We start from the raw sequence: 17,507 nt of genomic DNA, 5'->3' as shown, positions 1-17,507 counted from the left end.
ACATAATCACTATTTTCTTAAGGAGTAATCAAATCTATGAAACGATATTACTTTTTTGATTTTCCAATAGATCTAATGGCCGTTGTTTTTGTGTTTCTAGTTATTTTGCTCGTAATCTATTTATCTTTTCGTAAAGGAACACTTAAATGACAGAGTGGAAGCGCAGTGGTGAATGGTTGGAGCTCCCTGTTCCAAATCCATTATGGAAGCCTCTTAAACCAGGGGCAATAGAAGAATTAGCAGCTATACTGCCAGTTCCTAGAAAGTACTTTCTTCGACTAGCCTCTCAAGGTCTTATTCGAATTCAGGATGACAAAATTCGACTTCATGCATTTCCAGAAGAGAAGGCTGCTTTCAGACCTGAGCCTTATGCTCTTGGTATTTTGTATGAGGATGACTTTTGCCTTGTTGTTAATAAACCGGCTGGCATGTCTGTTCATCCAGCAGAGGTAGGGCAAAGCGGTACGTTGGCTTCTGCGGTAGCCTTCTATTTTGAATCGACTGGCCAGGCTTGTGGGATTCGGCATATCCATCGTTTAGATCAAGATACGACCGGCGCAGTACTTTATGCCAAAAATGAGTGGGCGCATGTGCTTCTTGATGAGGCAATGCGTGATAAACGGATTGATAGACGCTATGTGGCACTAGCTGAAGGAATATTCCGAACAAAACAAGGATCGATAGATGAACCTATTGGGAAAGATCGCTATATCTCAGGCAAGCGAAGAGTTTCACCTAGCGGTGATCAAGCGGTAACACATTATCGGGTTTTACAGCAAATGAAGAAAGCAGCTTTCGTGGAACTTACGCTAGAAACAGGGAGAACCCATCAAATTAGGGTCCATCTCAGTCACTTAGGCCACCCATTAGTAGGGGATTCCCTTTATGGGGGTTCATCGCGATTGTTTCATCGACAAGCCCTGCACGGAGAGAAGCTTTTGTTCGATCATCCTGTTACTCAAAAGCAGGTCATCGTACATGCTCCTCTGCCGCAAGATTTCAAACTTTTACTAGAGGAAGTTGCAGCCCTGTAAAAATGTAGTCATGCCTAGCCCTTCCCACCCATATACTTTTAGAGACAAACAAGTAAATGGCCAAACAATCCGAATGCTGTCCAGCATCTGGATTTGATGGAAGGGAGGATTAATTCGGTGTCTGAACAACAACCAGGTTTAAGATTCGATATCTATGAACGAGTTCATTTGCAAGAAGATTTGGCGGGGATACAAGAATTAAATGATGTAGAATTGCTTCCTCATATTCAGGTAATTACTTTGGATGATCAGGCAATCCTGAAAGGAAACTTGCTGCTCACGGGTAATTATTTCAGTGAAGAAAGGGATACACCCAGATCACTAGAGCATTTGATTCCAGTCGAGATCACATTACCTTTAAATCGTATTCATCGTGTGGAAGATATTCAGGTCGAGATTGAAAATTTTGATATTGATCTTTTATCAGCGCGAAGTCTGAACGTTACAGGTGTTCTTTCCCTGCAAGGCGTCGAGATTGTGTCGGCTCCGCTGGAGAGCTGGCGGGAAGAAGAGGAAGTTACTTTCGTTCATGAGGTTAACATCCCAAAATTCGAGCCGCCTGTGCCCTATCAGCCACAACCCATACAGGAACCTCCGGCAGTTCCAACCATACGAGAACCCGTTGTAGCGCCTTTTGCTGATGCTCTTCCTTTTGTGGCTCCCATTCAAGATGAGGTTGGTTCTGACGATGGTGCAGTTGTCGTGGAGTTTGAACAAACCGAAATAAAGGTGACACCCCATCAAGAAAGCACGGTGGTTTCGGAAGACAAGAAAGAACTCAAAGTCGCCTTTGGCAAAAAGGCGAATGAGGCTGTGGACATCAACCCGTACGGTATTAAATCGCTTCTTTCTAAGGCGGGCTCGTATCTTACCGATAAGAGGAATGCAGAAGCAGAAGCGCAAGCTGCGCTTGCGGAAGAGACGCGAATAGATGCTGTGGAGTGGAAGCGACTCTTTCTTCAAAGCAACACAGGGACGCAAGAGTTTAGGAAACTAAAACTTTGCATTGTTCAAAAAGAAGATACGTTGGAATCGATTGCCAAACGATATCAGCTCAACCCGCGTGAGCTTCAACTCCTGAATCGTATGAGTGATCAAGAAATTTCCGTTGGGCAGGTTATTTATCTGCCTAGATAAATAACAGATACATAGGCAAGAGCCTTTGGCTGCTTATAGCGGCTGGGGGCTCTTATTCATTTTCGTAACATCTTTCGGAAGCAAGCATAATTTATGCATTAAAGGTAATACTGGAATGATATATTGACTCTATTTCAAATGTTCGATATCATATGATGTAAACCATTTTGAGTAATATTGGAAACGTTGATAGGGAGTAGTAGGCGGTAAGCCCTTCAGAGAGTGGAACTGGTAGCGCTGAAAGGTTCCATAGGAAGCAACCGAACGAAGTCGCCCTGGAGTTGTGAGTGTGATTGTATGCGCCCGTTTATGCGGTGAGCAGCATTAGCATTCGCCGGCCGCAGCCGTTATCTGTTTGAGAGCCACGCGCTTCTTTTGAAGCTGCGCGGAATGAAGGTGGTACCACGGAAGCAAGCCTTTCGTCCTTTGCGGGCGGAGGGCTTTTTTTGTTTGAATGGACGCCGATGTGAGATGACTTACAGGCCTTATAAGCCTGTTTAACAGAGATAATAGTAATGGAGGTAATCCTATGACCGAAGCTAATGAGACCAAAGAACAATTGCAAATGCCTACTACGTACGATCCTAAAGAAGCTGAGCGCAAGTGGTATGATTACTGGATTAAAAATGAATTTTTCAAAGCGGGCACTCGTCCTGATGCAGAAACCTACACTATTGTGATTCCACCTCCGAACGTAACAGGTATGCTGCATATCGGGCATGCGCTTGATTTTACACTGCAGGATATTTTAATTCGTACCAAACGGATGCAGGGTTATGACGCACTTTGGCTGCCTGGATCTGACCACGCAGGTATTGCTACCCAAACTAGGGTAGAGCAAAAGCTCCGTGAGCAAGGGCAATCACGCTATGATCTTGGACGCGAGAAGTTCTTGGAGAAGGTGTGGGAGTGGAAGGAGCTATACGCGAATACAATTCGTGAGCAATGGGCCAAAATGGGCTTCTCGCTGGACTATTCGCGTGAGCGGTTCACATTGGATGAGGGCTTATCACAAGCCGTTCGTGAAGTATTCGTAAGTCTTTATGAGAAAGGCCTCATCTATCGCGGGAATTATATTATTAACTGGGATCCAGCGGCTCGTACAGCGCTATCTGACATTGAAGTAGAATACAAAGAGGTGCAAGGCGCCCTCTATCACTTAGAATACAAAACGGCGGATGGAACAGGTTCAATCGTTGTTGCCACAACACGTCCTGAGACGATGCTTGGCGATACAGCGGTTGCTGTTCATCCGAAGGATGAGCGCTATCAGCATCTCATCGGCAAAACGCTGCTTCTCCCGATCGTGAATCGCGAGATTCCAATCATTGCGGATGAGTATGTTGAAAAAGAGTTCGGAAGCGGCGCTGTTAAAATTACACCTGCGCATGACCCGAACGACTTCGAAGTCGGGAAGCGCCACGACCTGCCGCAAATTCTTGTTATGGATGAAACGGGTACGATGAACGCGAATGCGGGGCCGTATCAAGGGCAAGATCGCTTTGATTGCCGCAAGCAAATCGTGGCGGATTTGAAGGAGCAAGGTGTTCTTATTAAAATTGAAGAGCATGTCCATCAAGTGGGTCACAGTGAACGCAGTGGTGCGGTTATCGAGCCTTATTTGTCAACACAATGGTTCGTGAAAATGCAGCCGCTTGCTGAGAAAGCGATTGATACGCAAAAATCAGGCAATGGCGTTAATTTCGTACCAGATCGCTTCGAGAAAACGTACTTGAACTGGATTGAAAATGTTCGTGACTGGTGTATTTCTCGTCAATTGTGGTGGGGACATAGGATTCCAGCATGGCACTGTGCAGATTGTGGTCAAATCACGGTAACACGTGAGGACGCTACGGCTTGTTCTCATTGCCAAAGCACGAATTTGAATCAAGACAATGACGTACTTGATACATGGTTCAGCTCGGCATTGTGGCCTTTTTCAACATTGGGCTGGCCTAATGAAACAGAGGATTTGAAGCGTTTCTACCCGACGAATGTGCTTGTAACGGGCTATGATATCATTTATTTCTGGGTATCTCGCATGATCTTTACGGGGCTGGAATTTACGCAGCAAATTCCGTTTAAAGATGTTTTGATGCACGGTCTTGTACGGGATTCCGAAGGTCGCAAAATGTCAAAATCCCTTGGCAATGGTGTCGATCCGCTAGAAGTTATCGAGAATTACGGCGCTGATGCTATGCGCTATATGATTTCGACAAGCAGCACACCGGGGCAAGATCTGCGTTTCCGCCTCGAACGTGTGGAGCAAGCGCGGAATTTTGCCAATAAGATCTGGAATGCATCTCGCTTTGCTTTAATGAATCTCGAAGGTGTAAACGCAGCAGATATTGATCTAACGGGTCAACTGGGTACGGCAGACCGCTGGATTCTGCACCGCCTGAATGAAACCGTTCGTGACGTGACGCGTCTAATAGACAGTTATGAATTCGGCGAAACTGGCCGCTTGCTGTATAATTTCATCTGGGATGATCTCTGTGATTGGTACATTGAGTTTAGTAAATTAAGCTTATATGGGGCAGATGCAACTGCTAAGAGTAAAACGCAGTCCGTGCTTGCTTACGTTCTTGATCATACACAGCGTTTAATTCATCCGTTCATGCCTTTCATCTCGGAAGAGATTTGGCAGCATCTGCCGCATGTGGGTGAGACGATTACGCTTGCATCTTGGCCAGTAGAGAATGAGGCTTTCGAATCGCCTGATGCTGTTCGTGAGATGGAACTCTTGATGGATGTTATTCGTTCCGTTCGTAATATTCGGGCCGAAGTGAATGTGCCTATGAGTAAGAAAGTTGAACTGCTTGTAAAGCCGGCTAGCAGCGATACGCTGAGTATTCTCCGCAGCAATGAGGAATACCTGAAGCGTTTCTGTAACACATCCCTGCTCCAAATCGACGCAGAAATGGCAGCTCCTGAGAAAGCCATGACCGCTATCATTACAGGAGCTGAGCTTTTCTTGCCGCTGGCTGGTCTTATCGACATTGCGCAAGAGCTTACGCGCTTGGATAAAGAATTACAATCTTTGCATGGTGAAGTAGAGCGAATCGAGAAAAAACTGGGCAATGAAGGCTTTGTGGCCAAGGCGCCAGCCAAGGTCATCGAGGAAGAAAAGGCAAAACTTGCTGATTATGCCGATAAGCGAGACAAAGTGATTGCGCGATTGGCGGAGTTAAAAGGATAATTGTAGCAAATCAAACGCTTGCCTAGTTACGAAAACAAGCTGATTCATATAGTAAATGAGGATGAGATCGATGGATAAAATCAAAGAAACCCCTTCGGCTGAATTCCAGACAGCGCAAGAAGCTATTGCATGGATTGTCGGCCGAATGGAGAAGCTCGGTATGAAACCGGGACTTCAACGAATGCAGATGCTAATGGAGAAACTAGGTCACCCCGAACGTAGGCTGAAGTTCATTCATGTGGCTGGAACGAACGGCAAGGGCTCAACATGTGCGTATCTATCTTCTGTTTTGCAGGCTTGCGGATATGACGTTGGTACATTTACGTCTCCATATTTGGAGAAGTATACGAATCGTATCCAAGTGAACGGAGCCGACATTCCGGACGACGTGCTGCTCAGACTGGTGAATGAAATGAAGCCAATCGTTGACGAAATTGCGGAGACTGAGGTTGGACCTCCGACAATGTTTGAAATTTCGACTGCGCTTGCGATTATGCATTTTGGCAAAGTGGCATATCCCGATTACGTAGTATGGGAAACAGGTCTCGGGGGAAGGCTGGATAGCACGAATATTGTGAATCCCGTCGTAACCATCATCACAAATGTAGGCCATGACCATATGGAAATCTTGGGGGATACACTCGAATTAGTAGCAGCAGACAAAGCGGGTATTATTAAAGCGGGCGTACCCGTCATTACCGCTGTTGAGCCTCATGAGGTTTGGAGTGTGATTGATCAAACAGCTAAGGCCAAGAAAGCAACACTCTACTCACTTGGTGGACAATTCAATTTCACGAATGTGACAAGTGAGCTAGATAGCCAAACTTTTGATTTTAGCGGGCCGTTTCGAAATATTAATGGTGTGCCAATTACGTTAAACGGAGAGCACCAATTGAAGAACGCAGCAGTGGCCGTAATGACGCTTGAAGTTCTTCGTCAATATTATGCCTGCATCGTAGATGATGAAGATCTGTTCAAAGGGCTCAAGGAGACACGTTGGCCGGGCAGGCTTGAGATGGTTTCGAGAGAGCCTCGTATATTACTCGATGGCGCTCACAACCCAGAAGGGGCCGCAACGCTGGCTGCCGCGCTTCAAAGTGTATATACTTATCATAAGCTTCATATGATGGTAGGAATGCTCAAGACGAAGAATCATACAGGCTACCTAAGGCATATACTACCATTGGTGGATACTCTTATAATTACGGAACCCGATTTTCATAAAAAAGGCGACGCTTCTATGCTCGCTGAGATTGCAAGAGAGCTTCTGAGCGAGATGAACCGTGAGGTAGATATCATTGTCGAGCGAGATTGGAAGCGAGCCTTAGAAACTCTAACAAGTAGAACTGAGCAGGATGATCTGGCGGTCGTATCCGGCACGCTGTATTTAATCTCTGATGTTCGTTCTTGGATTACCTATCAAACCGATTCTGAAAAAGGATGGTGAGAACGGCGTGAGTCAAGCAGAACACGTACACTTTATAGGCATCGGCGGATACGGCATGAGTGCCATTGCCAAAGTCATGCTGGAAATGGGATACCGGATATCTGGTTCCGATCTGGCACAGCAAGAGCTTACAGAAAAGCTGAAAGCGAAGGGTGCTCAAGTTTTCATCGGACATGAAGCTAGGAATGTGTCAGGAGCCGATTTGGTTGTGTATTCAACCGCTTTGGCCAAGGACAATGTAGAAATGCAAGCTGCGGAACAATTGAACATTCCGATTATTCATCGCTCACAAATGCTTGCTCGGCTCATGAATGAACGCAAAGGCATCGCCGTAGCTGGAGCCCACGGCAAAACAACAACATCATCAATGATTGCTTTAGTCATGGAGATTTGTGGAATAGATCCGACCTATATCATCGGCGGCGAGATCATGAATGTTGGCAGTAATGCCAAAGCTGGCAAGGGCGAATTCGTCGTGGCAGAAGCGGACGAGAGTGATGGAACCTTCCTTCAATATCACCCAACCCTCGCACTTGTGAACAATATCGAAGCGGATCACTTGGAGAATTACAATGGTGATTTCGAGAATTTGAAGAAAGCCTACAAGCAATTCCTCAGTCAAGTTAGACCTGGAGGGAGAGCTATTGTTTGTCATGATGATGCGTTCTTACGTGAAATGATTCCGCATATTCAAAGCGAAGTTATTACGTATGGTATAGATACTGAGGCTGATTATGTCGCAAGCGATATTACGTTAGGCGACCGTAAGGTTACGTTTACTGTACAGTTCAAAGGGGCGGAACTTGGTCAGGTCAGCTTGTCCGTACCAGGTAAACACAACGTATATAATGCACTAGCGACGCTTATCACCTGTCTGGAAGCAGGGCTCGCTTTCGAGAAAATTGCAGAAGCTATTCAGGAATTCCGCGGTGCAAAGCGTAGGTTCCAAGTGCTGGGAGAAGTTGCGAATATGTTGGTCATTGATGACTACGCGCATCATCCTACGGAGATTCAAGCAACCATTTCCGCAGCAAAAGCAACAGGGAAACGCATCATAGCTGTATTCCAACCGCAACGTTATACGCGAACCTATTATTTATTTGAACAATTCAGCCGCTCATTCGATGAAGCTGATGAGGTTATTATCACCGATATTTACTCACCTGCCGGCGAGCAGCGAATTGAGGGAATAGATTCAGCCAAACTGGTTGATTTGATTCGCAGTAACAGCAACCCGAATGTTCAGCATATTGCAACTCGGGATGAGGTACTCACTTATTTGATTCAGTATGTGCAGCCAGGTGACTTGGTGTTAACTATGGGAGCGGGCGACATCTGGAAAGCAGCTGAAGGTTTAGCGAAATCGCTGCGTAAAAAGTACGAACCGACTAGTTAGAAGAAAGATCGCTGCAAGCCAAATGGCTGGAGGCGGTCTTTTTTTGCTGAAAGAAACATAATAGGGCTCTCTCAATCATAATCTAGTAACAGAAGATTTGGACAAGACGACGCGGCACTATGCCCGTTTCCAAATAAATTTTACGAGGAGTGATTAAGAGATGAACAAGAATAAAGCAAGAATCACCTATCGTTTCGATCCACAAGAAAAGTCGGAATCAACCCGTAGAGCATCGCGAGTACCCGATCAAGAGGAGAAAGTGATACCACTCTATCAGGAAGAATTTAAGGTTATAGATTCTACGATTGACCGTCATACGTCGGATGAGGTTACTCCTTATCATCAAGCGGAGAGGGAGCAAGTCGAACATTTATTTGAACCTCATGCTTTAAATACGTTTACAACAGACTTTGGAAGCTGGAATAGTCAGATCGAAACGGAAGGTGAGCGAGTGGAACGCATCATTCGTGAGTCACAGGCAGCCCGTGAGAATCCAGCTGTTAGAAATCCGTCAACAGAGAGAGATGAGCCTACTTCTGACAGACATCGCGATGAGTGGTCGTCCTGGACGTCTAAGGAACCCTATAAGGAACCGGGGACAGGTGCCAGATACGCGAAATCAACGGGTACACCTTGGATACGAATTGCAACATCAGTGGCAGGAGCGGTGGTAACGGGGATTGCGTTTGGTTTCTTTGTTCTCTCCATGTTTTCAAGCGACCGTGATACCAAAGATACGGCATCGATTAAAAATACGATAACTGTTGCTTCACCTAATGTACAAGCAGCAGCCCCATCGAAAGCGCCAACTGGAGCAACTAAAACGACTACAGATCAAGCGGGTGCTATTCCGGCTGCTGCATCGGCTGTCACAGCGGTTCAAATTCTTGCGAAATCGTATACATTCCTTCAAAATGGTGTGTTTAGTACCTTACAGGCAGCTCAAGCTATCCAAGATACTCTGAAGAAGAAAGGGTTAGCCACTGCGCTTGACACGACAGATAAGCTGACCATATTCGTTGGATTTGCCAAAAACCGAGATGACGCTCTCGCATTAAGAGAACAACTGCAAACAACAGATAAATCCATTGAGGTTTATATGAAAAATGTGGATATCCCAGCGGCCACAGGCATTCGTTGGAGCGGCTCGAAGCCGGAGTCGGTTCCAACCTTCATTGCCGAAGGTGATAAACTAGTGAATACGATAAATGGATTAGCGCTTGTTCATTTGGCTGAGACGAAGCCAACCCCGCTTGCTGAAACGTCGCTGCAATCGATTCGTTCTTCCCATCAGCTGCTTACGACATTGTCGACCTCGCTAGGCGAGGGGTTAGGTGATGATACGAAGCCATTCGTGCAAAAAATGACCACATCGATCAATAGTGCGGTTCAATCGATGGAAGAGTACAAGAAGAGTCCTTCCACGGCTATGCTATGGCAAGCTCAATCGTCCATGATGCAGTACATTATTGCTCAGAGAGAGCTGCTTAAGAAAATAAGCGTATCCTAATGAAAAAGCAGTGTGCCCAAAACTCTAAGGAGTTTGGACACACTGCTTTTTATTTGTAGTAGCGATTGAGCATGGCAGCAATCTCTGCACGCGTAATGGTTTGACTTGGTTTAAATGCGGTATCCGTTATACCATCAATGATACCCTTATTTTTTAATGCATAAATGGCCTTAGCACTCCATAATGTCTCAGGTACATCGTTGAAAGATGCCGATGATGCTGCAGAAGGCAGGTTATTCGTTGTGGAAGACGACATTTGTAAAAGACGATCGAAGAGAAAAGCGACTTCGCCTCTCGTAATCGACTGATCGGGTCTAATCGTTCCATCGGAGTAGCCTTGCAGGAGGTTTAAGTTTTTGGCTTTGGCAAATACAGGGCTTGCCCAATGGGAAGACGGCAAATCTTTGTAACTTTGCTCAGCGGTAGCTTGGCAGCCGTAAACGATGGATGTCACGGTATTGCTCGGCTCACAGACGGCCTTCAACTTGCTGAACGTAAATACCCGGTCCATTAATGTGAGAAATTCTGCTCTTGTTAAAGCACGTTCCGGTTCATACCGATTAGCAATACCTTCAATGATCCCTTTATTTTTCATCCGAATAATCGCTTCTCTGGCCCAATGACCAAGTGAATCTGTAAAGAGGGGCGGCGTATAAGCGGCAATACCATTTGCAATGCCCGCAGCCATTTTAGACCGGGCCGAATCGCTTGCAAGCAAAGCTGCGTCACTTGTTTGGCTGAGAAAAGCGGTTTCTACTAGAATACTCGGAATTGTTCCCATTCTGGCTACATAAACAGCACTTGGAACGAGACCTAGGTTTTTGGTGCCGGCAGCAGTGACTAGTGAATCCAAAACACGCTGTGCGAGGTCTTTGCTGTACGGAGTTAATTGTTTCATTGCTTCACTTGCTGGATAATCCTCTTGCGGATAATCATTGTCGTAGTAAAGAACCATGGTTCCTTTCGTTTTGCCGTCCGGATGCGCATTGGCGTGGATAGATACGAATAAATCCGCTTGTAGAGTATTTGTAAATTCGACGCGCTGTGCGAGTGACCAATAGGAGTCATCTGTTCTTGTTAAGACAACTTCGTAACCTTTTGCGATTAGCTCGTCCCGTACCTTCTGGGTGATGTCCCAATTGACATCTTTTTCACGAAGACCGTTTACACCCGTTGCTCCAGGATCACTTCCACCATGTCCGGCATCGAGGACAACTTTGTAAGCGAATGCTTGATAAGGAAATGCAAATGTAAGTAATAAGGATAAAAGGATAAGTCTTTTAAGTAGAGTCATAAGTTGAAATACCTCCGCTAACTATCTTACTAGGATAGGCTTACGTTGTAAGCTGGTAAGAATCACCATCCTATCATATTTTTACTTGGAAAAAAGAAGAGTCTACCCGTATAATAGGGCTTGTACATAAAGAGAGGATGACAGGAATGAAAAAAGGTACCTTCACATTGATCGTATTTTTAATCGTCGGTTTAATTACCGGGATTATCATAGGCCAGCTGCTGGCTGCAGTGCCTGCTCTCGCATTTTTGACCAAATCGGCGCAAATATCATGGGAGCCCAAAGCCGATTTACAAGTCGTGAAATATGAGTTCCATCTTTTGGTGAAACTAAACTTGTGCAGTATTCTTGGACTAGTGGGGGCTTACCTCCTGTATCGTAAGGTGTAACTGGATTGTATTTGGAAGGCCATATTAAATATTACAATCAGCTAGGAGTTGTTTCTTTTGAGTAATTCCCCTAAACAAAGACTTATTCTTGCTTCGTCTTCGCCTCGGAGGCAGGAACTTATTCAATCACTTGGTTTACCCTATATCATTCGAGTGAGTGACGCAGATGAGACCGTCGAAGAAAAAATATCGCCTGCTGAGCTCGTAGAAGTGCTCTCTGTGCGTAAAGCCTCAACTGTTTTGGAAATGCTTGAAGCCAGTGAAAAAGAAGGAATCATCATCGGTTCTGACACCGTTGTTGTCTATCAAGATGAGGTTCTAGGTAAACCGGTGGATGAACAGGATTCTTTCCGGATGCTTAAAGCACTGCAAGGCAGTACGCATCAGGTTTACAGCGGAGTTGCTTGTGTGGACGCGGCTACAGGTAAGCAGGTAGTCTCTCATCGTGTGACACATGTGAAGATGAAGTCCATGTCTGACGCACAAATTCTACGTTATATCGCCACAGGAGAACCTAAGGATAAAGCCGGTTCTTATGCGATTCAAGGGATCGGGGCAACGATCGTGGAATCTATTGAAGGTGATTACTTTACCGTTGTTGGATTGCCGCTTTCTCTGCTCAGTGACTTACTGGTAAACTTTGAAATTCAAGTTCTATAATCATCCGATCCAGGTTGGAATATATGTCCAAAAGAGGACTCATACATTGACTGTGTAATCTGTAACGGTTACAATGACAGTAAGCGACATGACTTCGCATTCTTCAGGGAGGTATTTGCCATGAACAGCGAATTTACAATAGCCGTCCACAGTCTCGTATTTCTGGCTCATTTACCGGATCATATGGCAACCAGCGAAGAAATTGCTGTGAATGTATCTACCCATTCTGCTCGTATACGTAAAGTTATGGGCTTTCTACGAAAAGCAGGTTACGTTTCGACTAAAGAAGGAATCGGTGGCGGATTCATACTTAGCTGCAACCCGAACGAGGTGACACTCGGCGAAATTTACCGATTAACTTGTCAAGGTTCCTTGAAACCGAGCTGGTGCTCTGGTGATGAGAATAAGACCTGCGTCATATCGTCCAAAATGGATCTATTGATGGGGAAGGTTTTCATTGACGCAGAGAAGCAGATGGAAATATACTTTGATGGACATACCATCGGCAGTATGCTGGAACAAATCAGAGCGTTCGAATGTCCACAATCGAATAAAGAGCAATTGTCCTAGAAGCCCTCGGATCTACAAATCCGCGGGCTTTATTTTGTTTTTATGAGCACTTATCCGTATGAATGGGATGCGTTTAAGTAACACAACCTACACAATGAAAGAGGGGAATTCATGGAAGTCACAAGTTTGATGTTACGAGAAGTACCGCAGGAGGAAAGACCTAGAGAGCGAATGCTCCAATACGGAGCAGGTGCATTAAGTCACGCAGAACTGCTGGCTATTTTACTTCGAACAGGGACTGTGTCGGAGTCAGCGCTGCGTTTAGCGGGTCGCATATTAAGTGAAAGCGGCGGACTGCGCAGCCTTGTTGACATGAGCAAAGATCAGCTTACCCAAATCAAGGGAATCGGTGATGCGAAGGCTTTGCAAATTCAAGCCGGGATTGAGCTTGGACGCAGACTAGCTAAGAGTACATTTGAGGAGCGAGTTACGATTCGTTCACCCAAGGATATCGCAGATTTAGTGAGTGAAGATCTTCGCTATTTGCAGAAAGAACATTTCGTTTGCTTATTTCTCAATACAAAGAACCATTTGCTTGCGCAGGAAACATTATCGATGGGCAGCCTGAATGCGTCCATTGTTCATCCTCGTGAAGTGTTTCGCGCGGCAATCAAACGCAGCAGTGCTTCGATCATCTGTGTACACAATCATCCTAGTGGTGATCCAACTCCAAGTCCGGAGGATATTCAGCTCACACATCGTCTTATGGAGGCAGGAACTATAATTGGTATTGAAGTGCTTGATCATGTTATCATTGGTGATCAGAGATTCATAAGTTTGAAGGAACAAGGGTTTATGTAATATAATAGATATCGCAATAGGAAAGGAGCAACTGCCATGTTCGGTGGTTTTACGAAAGATTTAGGAATTGATTTAGGTACAGCGAATACACTGGTTTATGTAAAAGGCAGAGGAATTGTCGTTAGGGAGCCGTCCGTGGTTGCTCTACGTACTGATACAAAAACAATCGAGGCTGTCGGAGACGCCGCTAAAAAAATGATCGGTCGTACACCAGGCAACATCCGTGCAATTCGTCCGATGAAGGATGGCGTTATTGCTGATTTTGAGACAACCGCGACGATGATTCGCTATTTCTTGAGACAAGCACAGAAGCAGCGTTGGTTGTTCCCGCGTCACCCGAATGTTATGGTTTGTGTGCCTTCAGGCATCACAGCTGTTGAGAAGCGTGCTGTTGAAGATGCAACGAAGCAGGCTGGAGCGCGCGAAGCTTACACGATTGAAGAACCTTTCGCAGCAGCGATAGGTGCCGATCTTCCGGTGTGGGAACCAACTGGTAGCATGGTTGTCGACATTGGAGGGGGAACAACGGAGGTTGCTGTCATCTCTCTTGGGGGGATTGTAACGAGCCGTTCCATCCGAATTGCAGGCGATGAAATGGACGAAGCTATCACTCAATACATTAAACGTACGTATAATTTGATGATCGGGGAACGTACATCCGAGACGCTTAAGCTGGAAATCGGGTCGGCACTTCCTATGGACAAGCCTGAGTCCCTCGAAATAAGAGGACGTGACCTTGTTTCCGGATTACCGAAAACGTTAAGCGTTTCTTCCGATGAAATTACGGAATCGTTGACGGACACGGTGAATGCGATCGTTGAAGCTGTGAAGGTTACTCTCGAGAAGTGTCCGCCTGAATTATCAGCGGATATTATGGATCGGGGAATTGTGCTGACGGGTGGCGGCGGCTTACTGCGTAATCTTGACCGCTTGCTTGCCAGAGAAACCGGAATGCCCGTACTCGTCGCTGAGAATCCGCTAGATTGTGTGGCGATTGGAACGGGTCGCGCTTTGGAAAATATCCATTTGTTCAAGAACAGATCAGGATCCAGTTCGAGATATAAGCGTTAATATTCGTTAGAAGGTGCTAATTTGTTTAAATTTATGGGCAACAAGAGGTTAATTTTTCTGATGTTCGGTCTAGTCTGCTTCTTTATCTTGATGGGACTGACACTCGGGAACCGGGCACCCATGACGTGGCCGGAGAAATTTGTTAAAGACTCGGTATCATGGACGCAAGGACTCTTCTACAAGCCCGCTGCGCAGGTAGCGGGTTTCTTTGAAGACATCCGTCAGCTAAGAGTTATCTACGAGGAAAATAAGACGCTGAAACTGACTCTTACGCAGTATGCACGAGATACACAGCGTTTGAATGAGCTAGAATCACAAAACAAGCGGTTAATGGAAGCTCTTGGCTTCACAGAAAGACAGCGTCAGGCTAACGTGTATACGTATCGCATTGCTGAGGTTGTAACCATTGATCCGGATCCGTATAATAGCACGGTTACAATTAATTTAGGCGATAAAGATGGCATCAAGGAGAATATGGCCGTCATGACCGTAGATGGATTGGTCGGTAGGGTGAGTAAGGTGTTTGGTTTCCACTCGAATGTTCAATTACTTACTGAAACCAATGATACCGATAATAACTCTAAGGCGATTGCTGTCACGGTGAAGGGGAATGAGAATCAACCTTTCGGGATGATTGAGTCTTATGACTCCAAAACCGGCGAGCTTGTGATGAACAAGGTCGAACATGCTGACGATATGAAAATCGGGGAGACAATTATTACATCAGGCATGGGGCAAGTATTTCCTAAGGGCATTGAGGTAGGGACAATCTCTTCCATAGGTCCAGGGGAATTCGGCATTACATACAAGGTTATGGTGAAGCCCAAAGCTTCGTTCAACCGTATCCGTGAAGTGTTTGTTGTCGAAGTCCCGGAAGTGAAATGAGGTGAGCCGTTAAGTGAATCGACATCTATTGTGGCTCATTTTACTCGGTTTGTTTATCTTGCAAGGAACCTTGCTTGTTTGGCTGATCCCGTCATCATGGCAATCTAACGTTAATGTTACACCCCATTTAACACTTGTATTCATTTTGTTTATCGGACTTTTTCATCATCGTCATACCGCTTTAATTTATGGGCTTTTGTTCGGACTATTGCACGACTTTAACTACTATGGATCGATGCTTGGTGTGTATTCCTTTGGTATGGGGCTTACTGGATATTTGGCCGGACTAGCGCAGCGAAGACAGCCTAATTTGATTTTTTATAACTTACTCATAACAGGGGTTGGTTTGCTCTTATTTGAGTTTATTAATTATGGTATCAATCGGTTGTTCAAGCTCATTGATATTGATTTGAAGTTTGCTCTCACCCATTACATGCTTCCAAGTGTTCTATTTAATCTGCTAATCGCCTTGATTTGCTACGTTCCCATCCGCAAGCTGCTTGAAGGAAAGCGGATTGTGCCGTCCGGAAACGAAGATTAATTTTCCAGGCTCTAGGCAGGAGAATCCAGGACATGAACCGAAATGTATAGGTTGGGAGGTCGTAGCGCAATTATGTCTGTAACAAAGCACCATGTGATGATAAAAGGGGTCAAGGATGGCCTTGTTTTTTTGCTAAACGACGCATGCGAATGGCAGGACTTGCTGCAAGAGCTGCAGCACAAGCTTGAGAAAACGCATCAACAAATATTGACTGGGCCGATTATTCATGTGCACGTTAAATTAGGCAGCAGAGAAGCGACCGAAGAACAGAAGGAAGAAATTCGGTCCGTCATCAGGCAAAAAGGCAACCTGCTCATCCAATCGATCGACAGTGAGTCGCCTAAAGAGGAAGCTGCAGAAGAGACTGTGGTTTCTATGACAACGCTCAAAGGAATGATTCGGTCGGGACAAACCCTACACAACGAGGGTGATTTATTATATTTAGGCGATGTTAATCCTGGCGGAACGATTACATCTACAGGGAACATTTATATAATGGGGTCTCTTCGCGGCATGGCCCATGCGGGTGTGGATGGTGATGAGACAGCGATTATTGCTGCTTCTCATATGCGTCCCACGCAGCTTAGGATTGCCGGAATCATTAGCCGCCCACCAGATGAATGGGGAATCGATGAGGCTTTCATGGAATTTGCATATGTAAAAGAAGGTAAAATGGAAATCGACAAGCTGCACCAGCTTCATCGTATTTGGCCGGAACCGAATGTGAAATAATTGTTTGTATTTATGAAAATAGCGTGTGGGGTGAGAAAATATGGGAGAGGCAATCGTCGTCACTTCAGGAAAAGGTGGCGTTGGTAAAACAACGACATCTGCGAATCTTGGAACGGCACTAGCGCTTTTAGGGAAAAAAGTTTGCATGGTAGATACCGACATTGGACTGCGCAATCTGGATGTGGTCATGGGTCTGGAAAATCGTATTATTTACGATCTTGTGGATGTTGCTGAAGGCCGTTGTCGCTTGCCGCAAGCCTTAATTAAGGATAAGCGCTTTGATGAGCTTTATCTTTTGCCAGCTGCTCAAACGAAGGATAAACATGCCGTATCGCCAGAGCAAGTAAGAGATATTATTTTGGAGCTCAAAAAAGATTTTGAATTTGTCATTATCGACTGTCCAGCTGGTATCGAACAAGGTTTCAAGAATGCCGTAGCCGGAGCAGACAAAGCGATCGTTGTTACCACACCGGAAAATGCGGCAGTACGTGATGCTGACCGCATTATCGGTTTGCTGGAAAATGAGAAAATTTCCTCGCCTAAGTTAGTTATTAACCGCATTCGTCCATTAATGATGAAAAAAGGCGAGATGCTGGATATTGATGAAATATGCTCGGTACTCGCCATCGATTTGTTAGGGATAGTTCCAGATGACGAGCATGTGATCAAAGCAGCCAACTTAGGGGAACCCACAGTGATGAATCCGTCGTCGCGCGCTGCTATTGCTTACCGCAATATCGCTCGTCGCATATTAGGAGACACGGTACCTCTCATGCAGTTGGAGGACAAAAGCGGCTGGGTCAAACGTATGAAAAAGTTTATCGGAATAGGTTGATCGTCC

At 45.4% G+C, this 17,507-nt stretch carries 16 protein-coding genes and 1 other annotated feature; of the genes, 15 read left to right on the top strand and 1 reads right to left on the bottom strand.

From position 1 onward, the window contains the following. The first annotated feature begins 146 nt into the window (after positions 1–146). The 6 genes from GC098_RS18805 to GC098_RS18780 all read left to right on the top strand — a co-directional run bounded on the left by GC098_RS18805 (position 147) and on the right by GC098_RS18780 (position 9,723). Positions 147–1,034, top strand: a complete 888-nt coding sequence (locus GC098_RS18805) for an RluA family pseudouridine synthase (protein WP_171644792.1) — start codon at positions 147–149, stop codon at positions 1,032–1,034. Between the two features lie 117 nt (positions 1,035–1,151). Continuing rightward, on the top strand, positions 1,152–2,171 hold the full coding sequence (locus GC098_RS18800) for a LysM peptidoglycan-binding domain-containing protein (RefSeq protein ID WP_171644791.1): 1,020 nt from the start codon (positions 1,152–1,154) through the stop codon (positions 2,169–2,171). Positions 2,172–2,348: 177 nt separating this feature from the next. Next, positions 2,349–2,601, top strand: a binding site (T-box leader). A gap of 99 nt (positions 2,602–2,700) precedes the next feature. After that, positions 2,701–5,370 carry a valine--tRNA ligase gene (locus GC098_RS18795; protein WP_171644790.1) on the top strand — a complete coding sequence of 890 codons (2,670 nt, stop codon included), beginning with the start codon at positions 2,701–2,703 and terminating at the stop codon, positions 5,368–5,370. A 61-nt stretch (positions 5,371–5,431) separates the two neighbouring features. Further along, positions 5,432–6,817 carry a bifunctional folylpolyglutamate synthase/dihydrofolate synthase gene (locus GC098_RS18790; RefSeq protein ID WP_171644878.1) on the top strand — a complete coding sequence of 462 codons (1,386 nt, stop codon included), beginning with the start codon at positions 5,432–5,434 and terminating at the stop codon, positions 6,815–6,817. A gap of 7 nt (positions 6,818–6,824) precedes the next feature. Next, positions 6,825–8,213 (top strand): UDP-N-acetylmuramate--L-alanine ligase, encoded by a 1,389-nt coding sequence (gene murC, locus GC098_RS18785; protein ID WP_171644877.1) that lies wholly within the window; start codon positions 6,825–6,827, stop codon positions 8,211–8,213. Positions 8,214–8,373: 160 nt separating this feature from the next. Further along, on the top strand, positions 8,374–9,723 hold the full coding sequence (locus GC098_RS18780) for an SPOR domain-containing protein (protein ID WP_171644789.1): 1,350 nt from the start codon (positions 8,374–8,376) through the stop codon (positions 9,721–9,723). A 49-nt stretch (positions 9,724–9,772) separates the two neighbouring features. Here GC098_RS18780 and GC098_RS18775 read toward each other — a convergent pair whose 3' ends face one another. Then, positions 9,773–11,017: an N-acetylmuramoyl-L-alanine amidase gene (locus tag GC098_RS18775; RefSeq protein ID WP_171644788.1), complete on the bottom strand. Its 1,245-nt coding sequence runs from the start codon at positions 11,015–11,017 to the stop codon at positions 9,773–9,775. 146 nt (positions 11,018–11,163) lie between these two features. Between GC098_RS18775 and GC098_RS18770 the strand changes: the two genes are divergently transcribed. The 9 genes from GC098_RS18770 to minD all read left to right on the top strand — a co-directional run bounded on the left by GC098_RS18770 (position 11,164) and on the right by minD (position 17,501). Further along, positions 11,164–11,406: a DUF4321 domain-containing protein gene (locus GC098_RS18770; protein WP_047675969.1), complete on the top strand. Its 243-nt coding sequence runs from the start codon at positions 11,164–11,166 to the stop codon at positions 11,404–11,406. Between the two features lie 57 nt (positions 11,407–11,463). Further along, positions 11,464–12,066 (top strand): Maf family protein, encoded by a 603-nt coding sequence (locus GC098_RS18765; protein ID WP_171644787.1) that lies wholly within the window; start codon positions 11,464–11,466, stop codon positions 12,064–12,066. A 120-nt stretch (positions 12,067–12,186) separates the two neighbouring features. Further along, positions 12,187–12,636 (top strand): RrF2 family transcriptional regulator, encoded by a 450-nt coding sequence (locus GC098_RS18760; RefSeq protein ID WP_057306156.1) that lies wholly within the window; start codon positions 12,187–12,189, stop codon positions 12,634–12,636. A 111-nt stretch (positions 12,637–12,747) separates the two neighbouring features. Further along, positions 12,748–13,437: a RadC family protein gene (radC, locus tag GC098_RS18755; RefSeq protein ID WP_171644785.1), complete on the top strand. Its 690-nt coding sequence runs from the start codon at positions 12,748–12,750 to the stop codon at positions 13,435–13,437. Positions 13,438–13,473: 36 nt separating this feature from the next. Further along, positions 13,474–14,508, top strand: coding sequence for a rod shape-determining protein (locus tag GC098_RS18750; protein ID WP_056836326.1), 1,035 nt, complete (start codon positions 13,474–13,476; stop codon positions 14,506–14,508). A gap of 21 nt (positions 14,509–14,529) precedes the next feature. Beyond that, positions 14,530–15,393 carry a rod shape-determining protein MreC gene (gene mreC, locus GC098_RS18745; RefSeq protein ID WP_246358705.1) on the top strand — a complete coding sequence of 288 codons (864 nt, stop codon included), beginning with the start codon at positions 14,530–14,532 and terminating at the stop codon, positions 15,391–15,393. A gap of 13 nt (positions 15,394–15,406) precedes the next feature. After that, positions 15,407–15,934 carry a rod shape-determining protein MreD gene (gene mreD / locus GC098_RS18740; protein WP_171644782.1) on the top strand — a complete coding sequence of 176 codons (528 nt, stop codon included), beginning with the start codon at positions 15,407–15,409 and terminating at the stop codon, positions 15,932–15,934. 72 nt (positions 15,935–16,006) lie between these two features. After that, a complete protein-coding gene (minC, locus tag GC098_RS18735; RefSeq protein WP_171644781.1) occupies positions 16,007–16,666 on the top strand; it encodes a septum site-determining protein MinC in 660 nt (219 codons plus the stop codon). A 40-nt stretch (positions 16,667–16,706) separates the two neighbouring features. Next, complete coding sequence (minD, locus tag GC098_RS18730) at positions 16,707–17,501, top strand: septum site-determining protein MinD (protein WP_057306153.1); 795 nt, start codon at positions 16,707–16,709, stop codon at positions 17,499–17,501. The last annotated feature ends 6 nt before the right edge of the window (positions 17,502–17,507 follow it).

Origin of the sequence: Paenibacillus phytorum (genome assembly GCF_013141715.1) — a bacterium.
Classification (GTDB): domain Bacteria; phylum Bacillota; class Bacilli; order Paenibacillales; family NBRC-103111; genus Paenibacillus_E; species Paenibacillus_E phytorum.
The sequence above is the reverse complement of the archived record's forward strand: the minus strand, read 5'-3'. Positions and strand labels throughout refer to the sequence as shown.

What these genes read in the sequence shown, in the direction of transcription:
- GC098_RS18780 (WP_171644789.1), top strand. Translation starts at nt 8,374, where the DNA reads ATGAACAAGAATAAAGCAAGAATCACCTATCGTTTCGATCCACAAGAA.
- GC098_RS18750 (WP_056836326.1), top strand. Translation starts at nt 13,474, where the DNA reads ATGTTCGGTGGTTTTACGAAAGATTTAGGAATTGATTTAGGTACAGCG.
- radC (WP_171644785.1), top strand. Translation starts at nt 12,748, where the DNA reads ATGGAAGTCACAAGTTTGATGTTACGAGAAGTACCGCAGGAGGAAAGA.
- minC (WP_171644781.1), top strand. Translation starts at nt 16,007, where the DNA reads ATGTCTGTAACAAAGCACCATGTGATGATAAAAGGGGTCAAGGATGGC.
- GC098_RS18775 (WP_171644788.1), bottom strand. Translation starts at nt 11,017, where the DNA reads ATGACTCTACTTAAAAGACTTATCCTTTTATCCTTATTACTTACATTT.
- GC098_RS18790 (WP_171644878.1), top strand. Translation starts at nt 5,432, where the DNA reads ATGAGATCGATGGATAAAATCAAAGAAACCCCTTCGGCTGAATTCCAG.
- minD (WP_057306153.1), top strand. Translation starts at nt 16,707, where the DNA reads ATGGGAGAGGCAATCGTCGTCACTTCAGGAAAAGGTGGCGTTGGTAAA.
- GC098_RS18795 (WP_171644790.1), top strand. Translation starts at nt 2,701, where the DNA reads ATGACCGAAGCTAATGAGACCAAAGAACAATTGCAAATGCCTACTACG.
- GC098_RS18805 (WP_171644792.1), top strand. Translation starts at nt 147, where the DNA reads ATGACAGAGTGGAAGCGCAGTGGTGAATGGTTGGAGCTCCCTGTTCCA.
- GC098_RS18770 (WP_047675969.1), top strand. Translation starts at nt 11,164, where the DNA reads ATGAAAAAAGGTACCTTCACATTGATCGTATTTTTAATCGTCGGTTTA.
- GC098_RS18760 (WP_057306156.1), top strand. Translation starts at nt 12,187, where the DNA reads ATGAACAGCGAATTTACAATAGCCGTCCACAGTCTCGTATTTCTGGCT.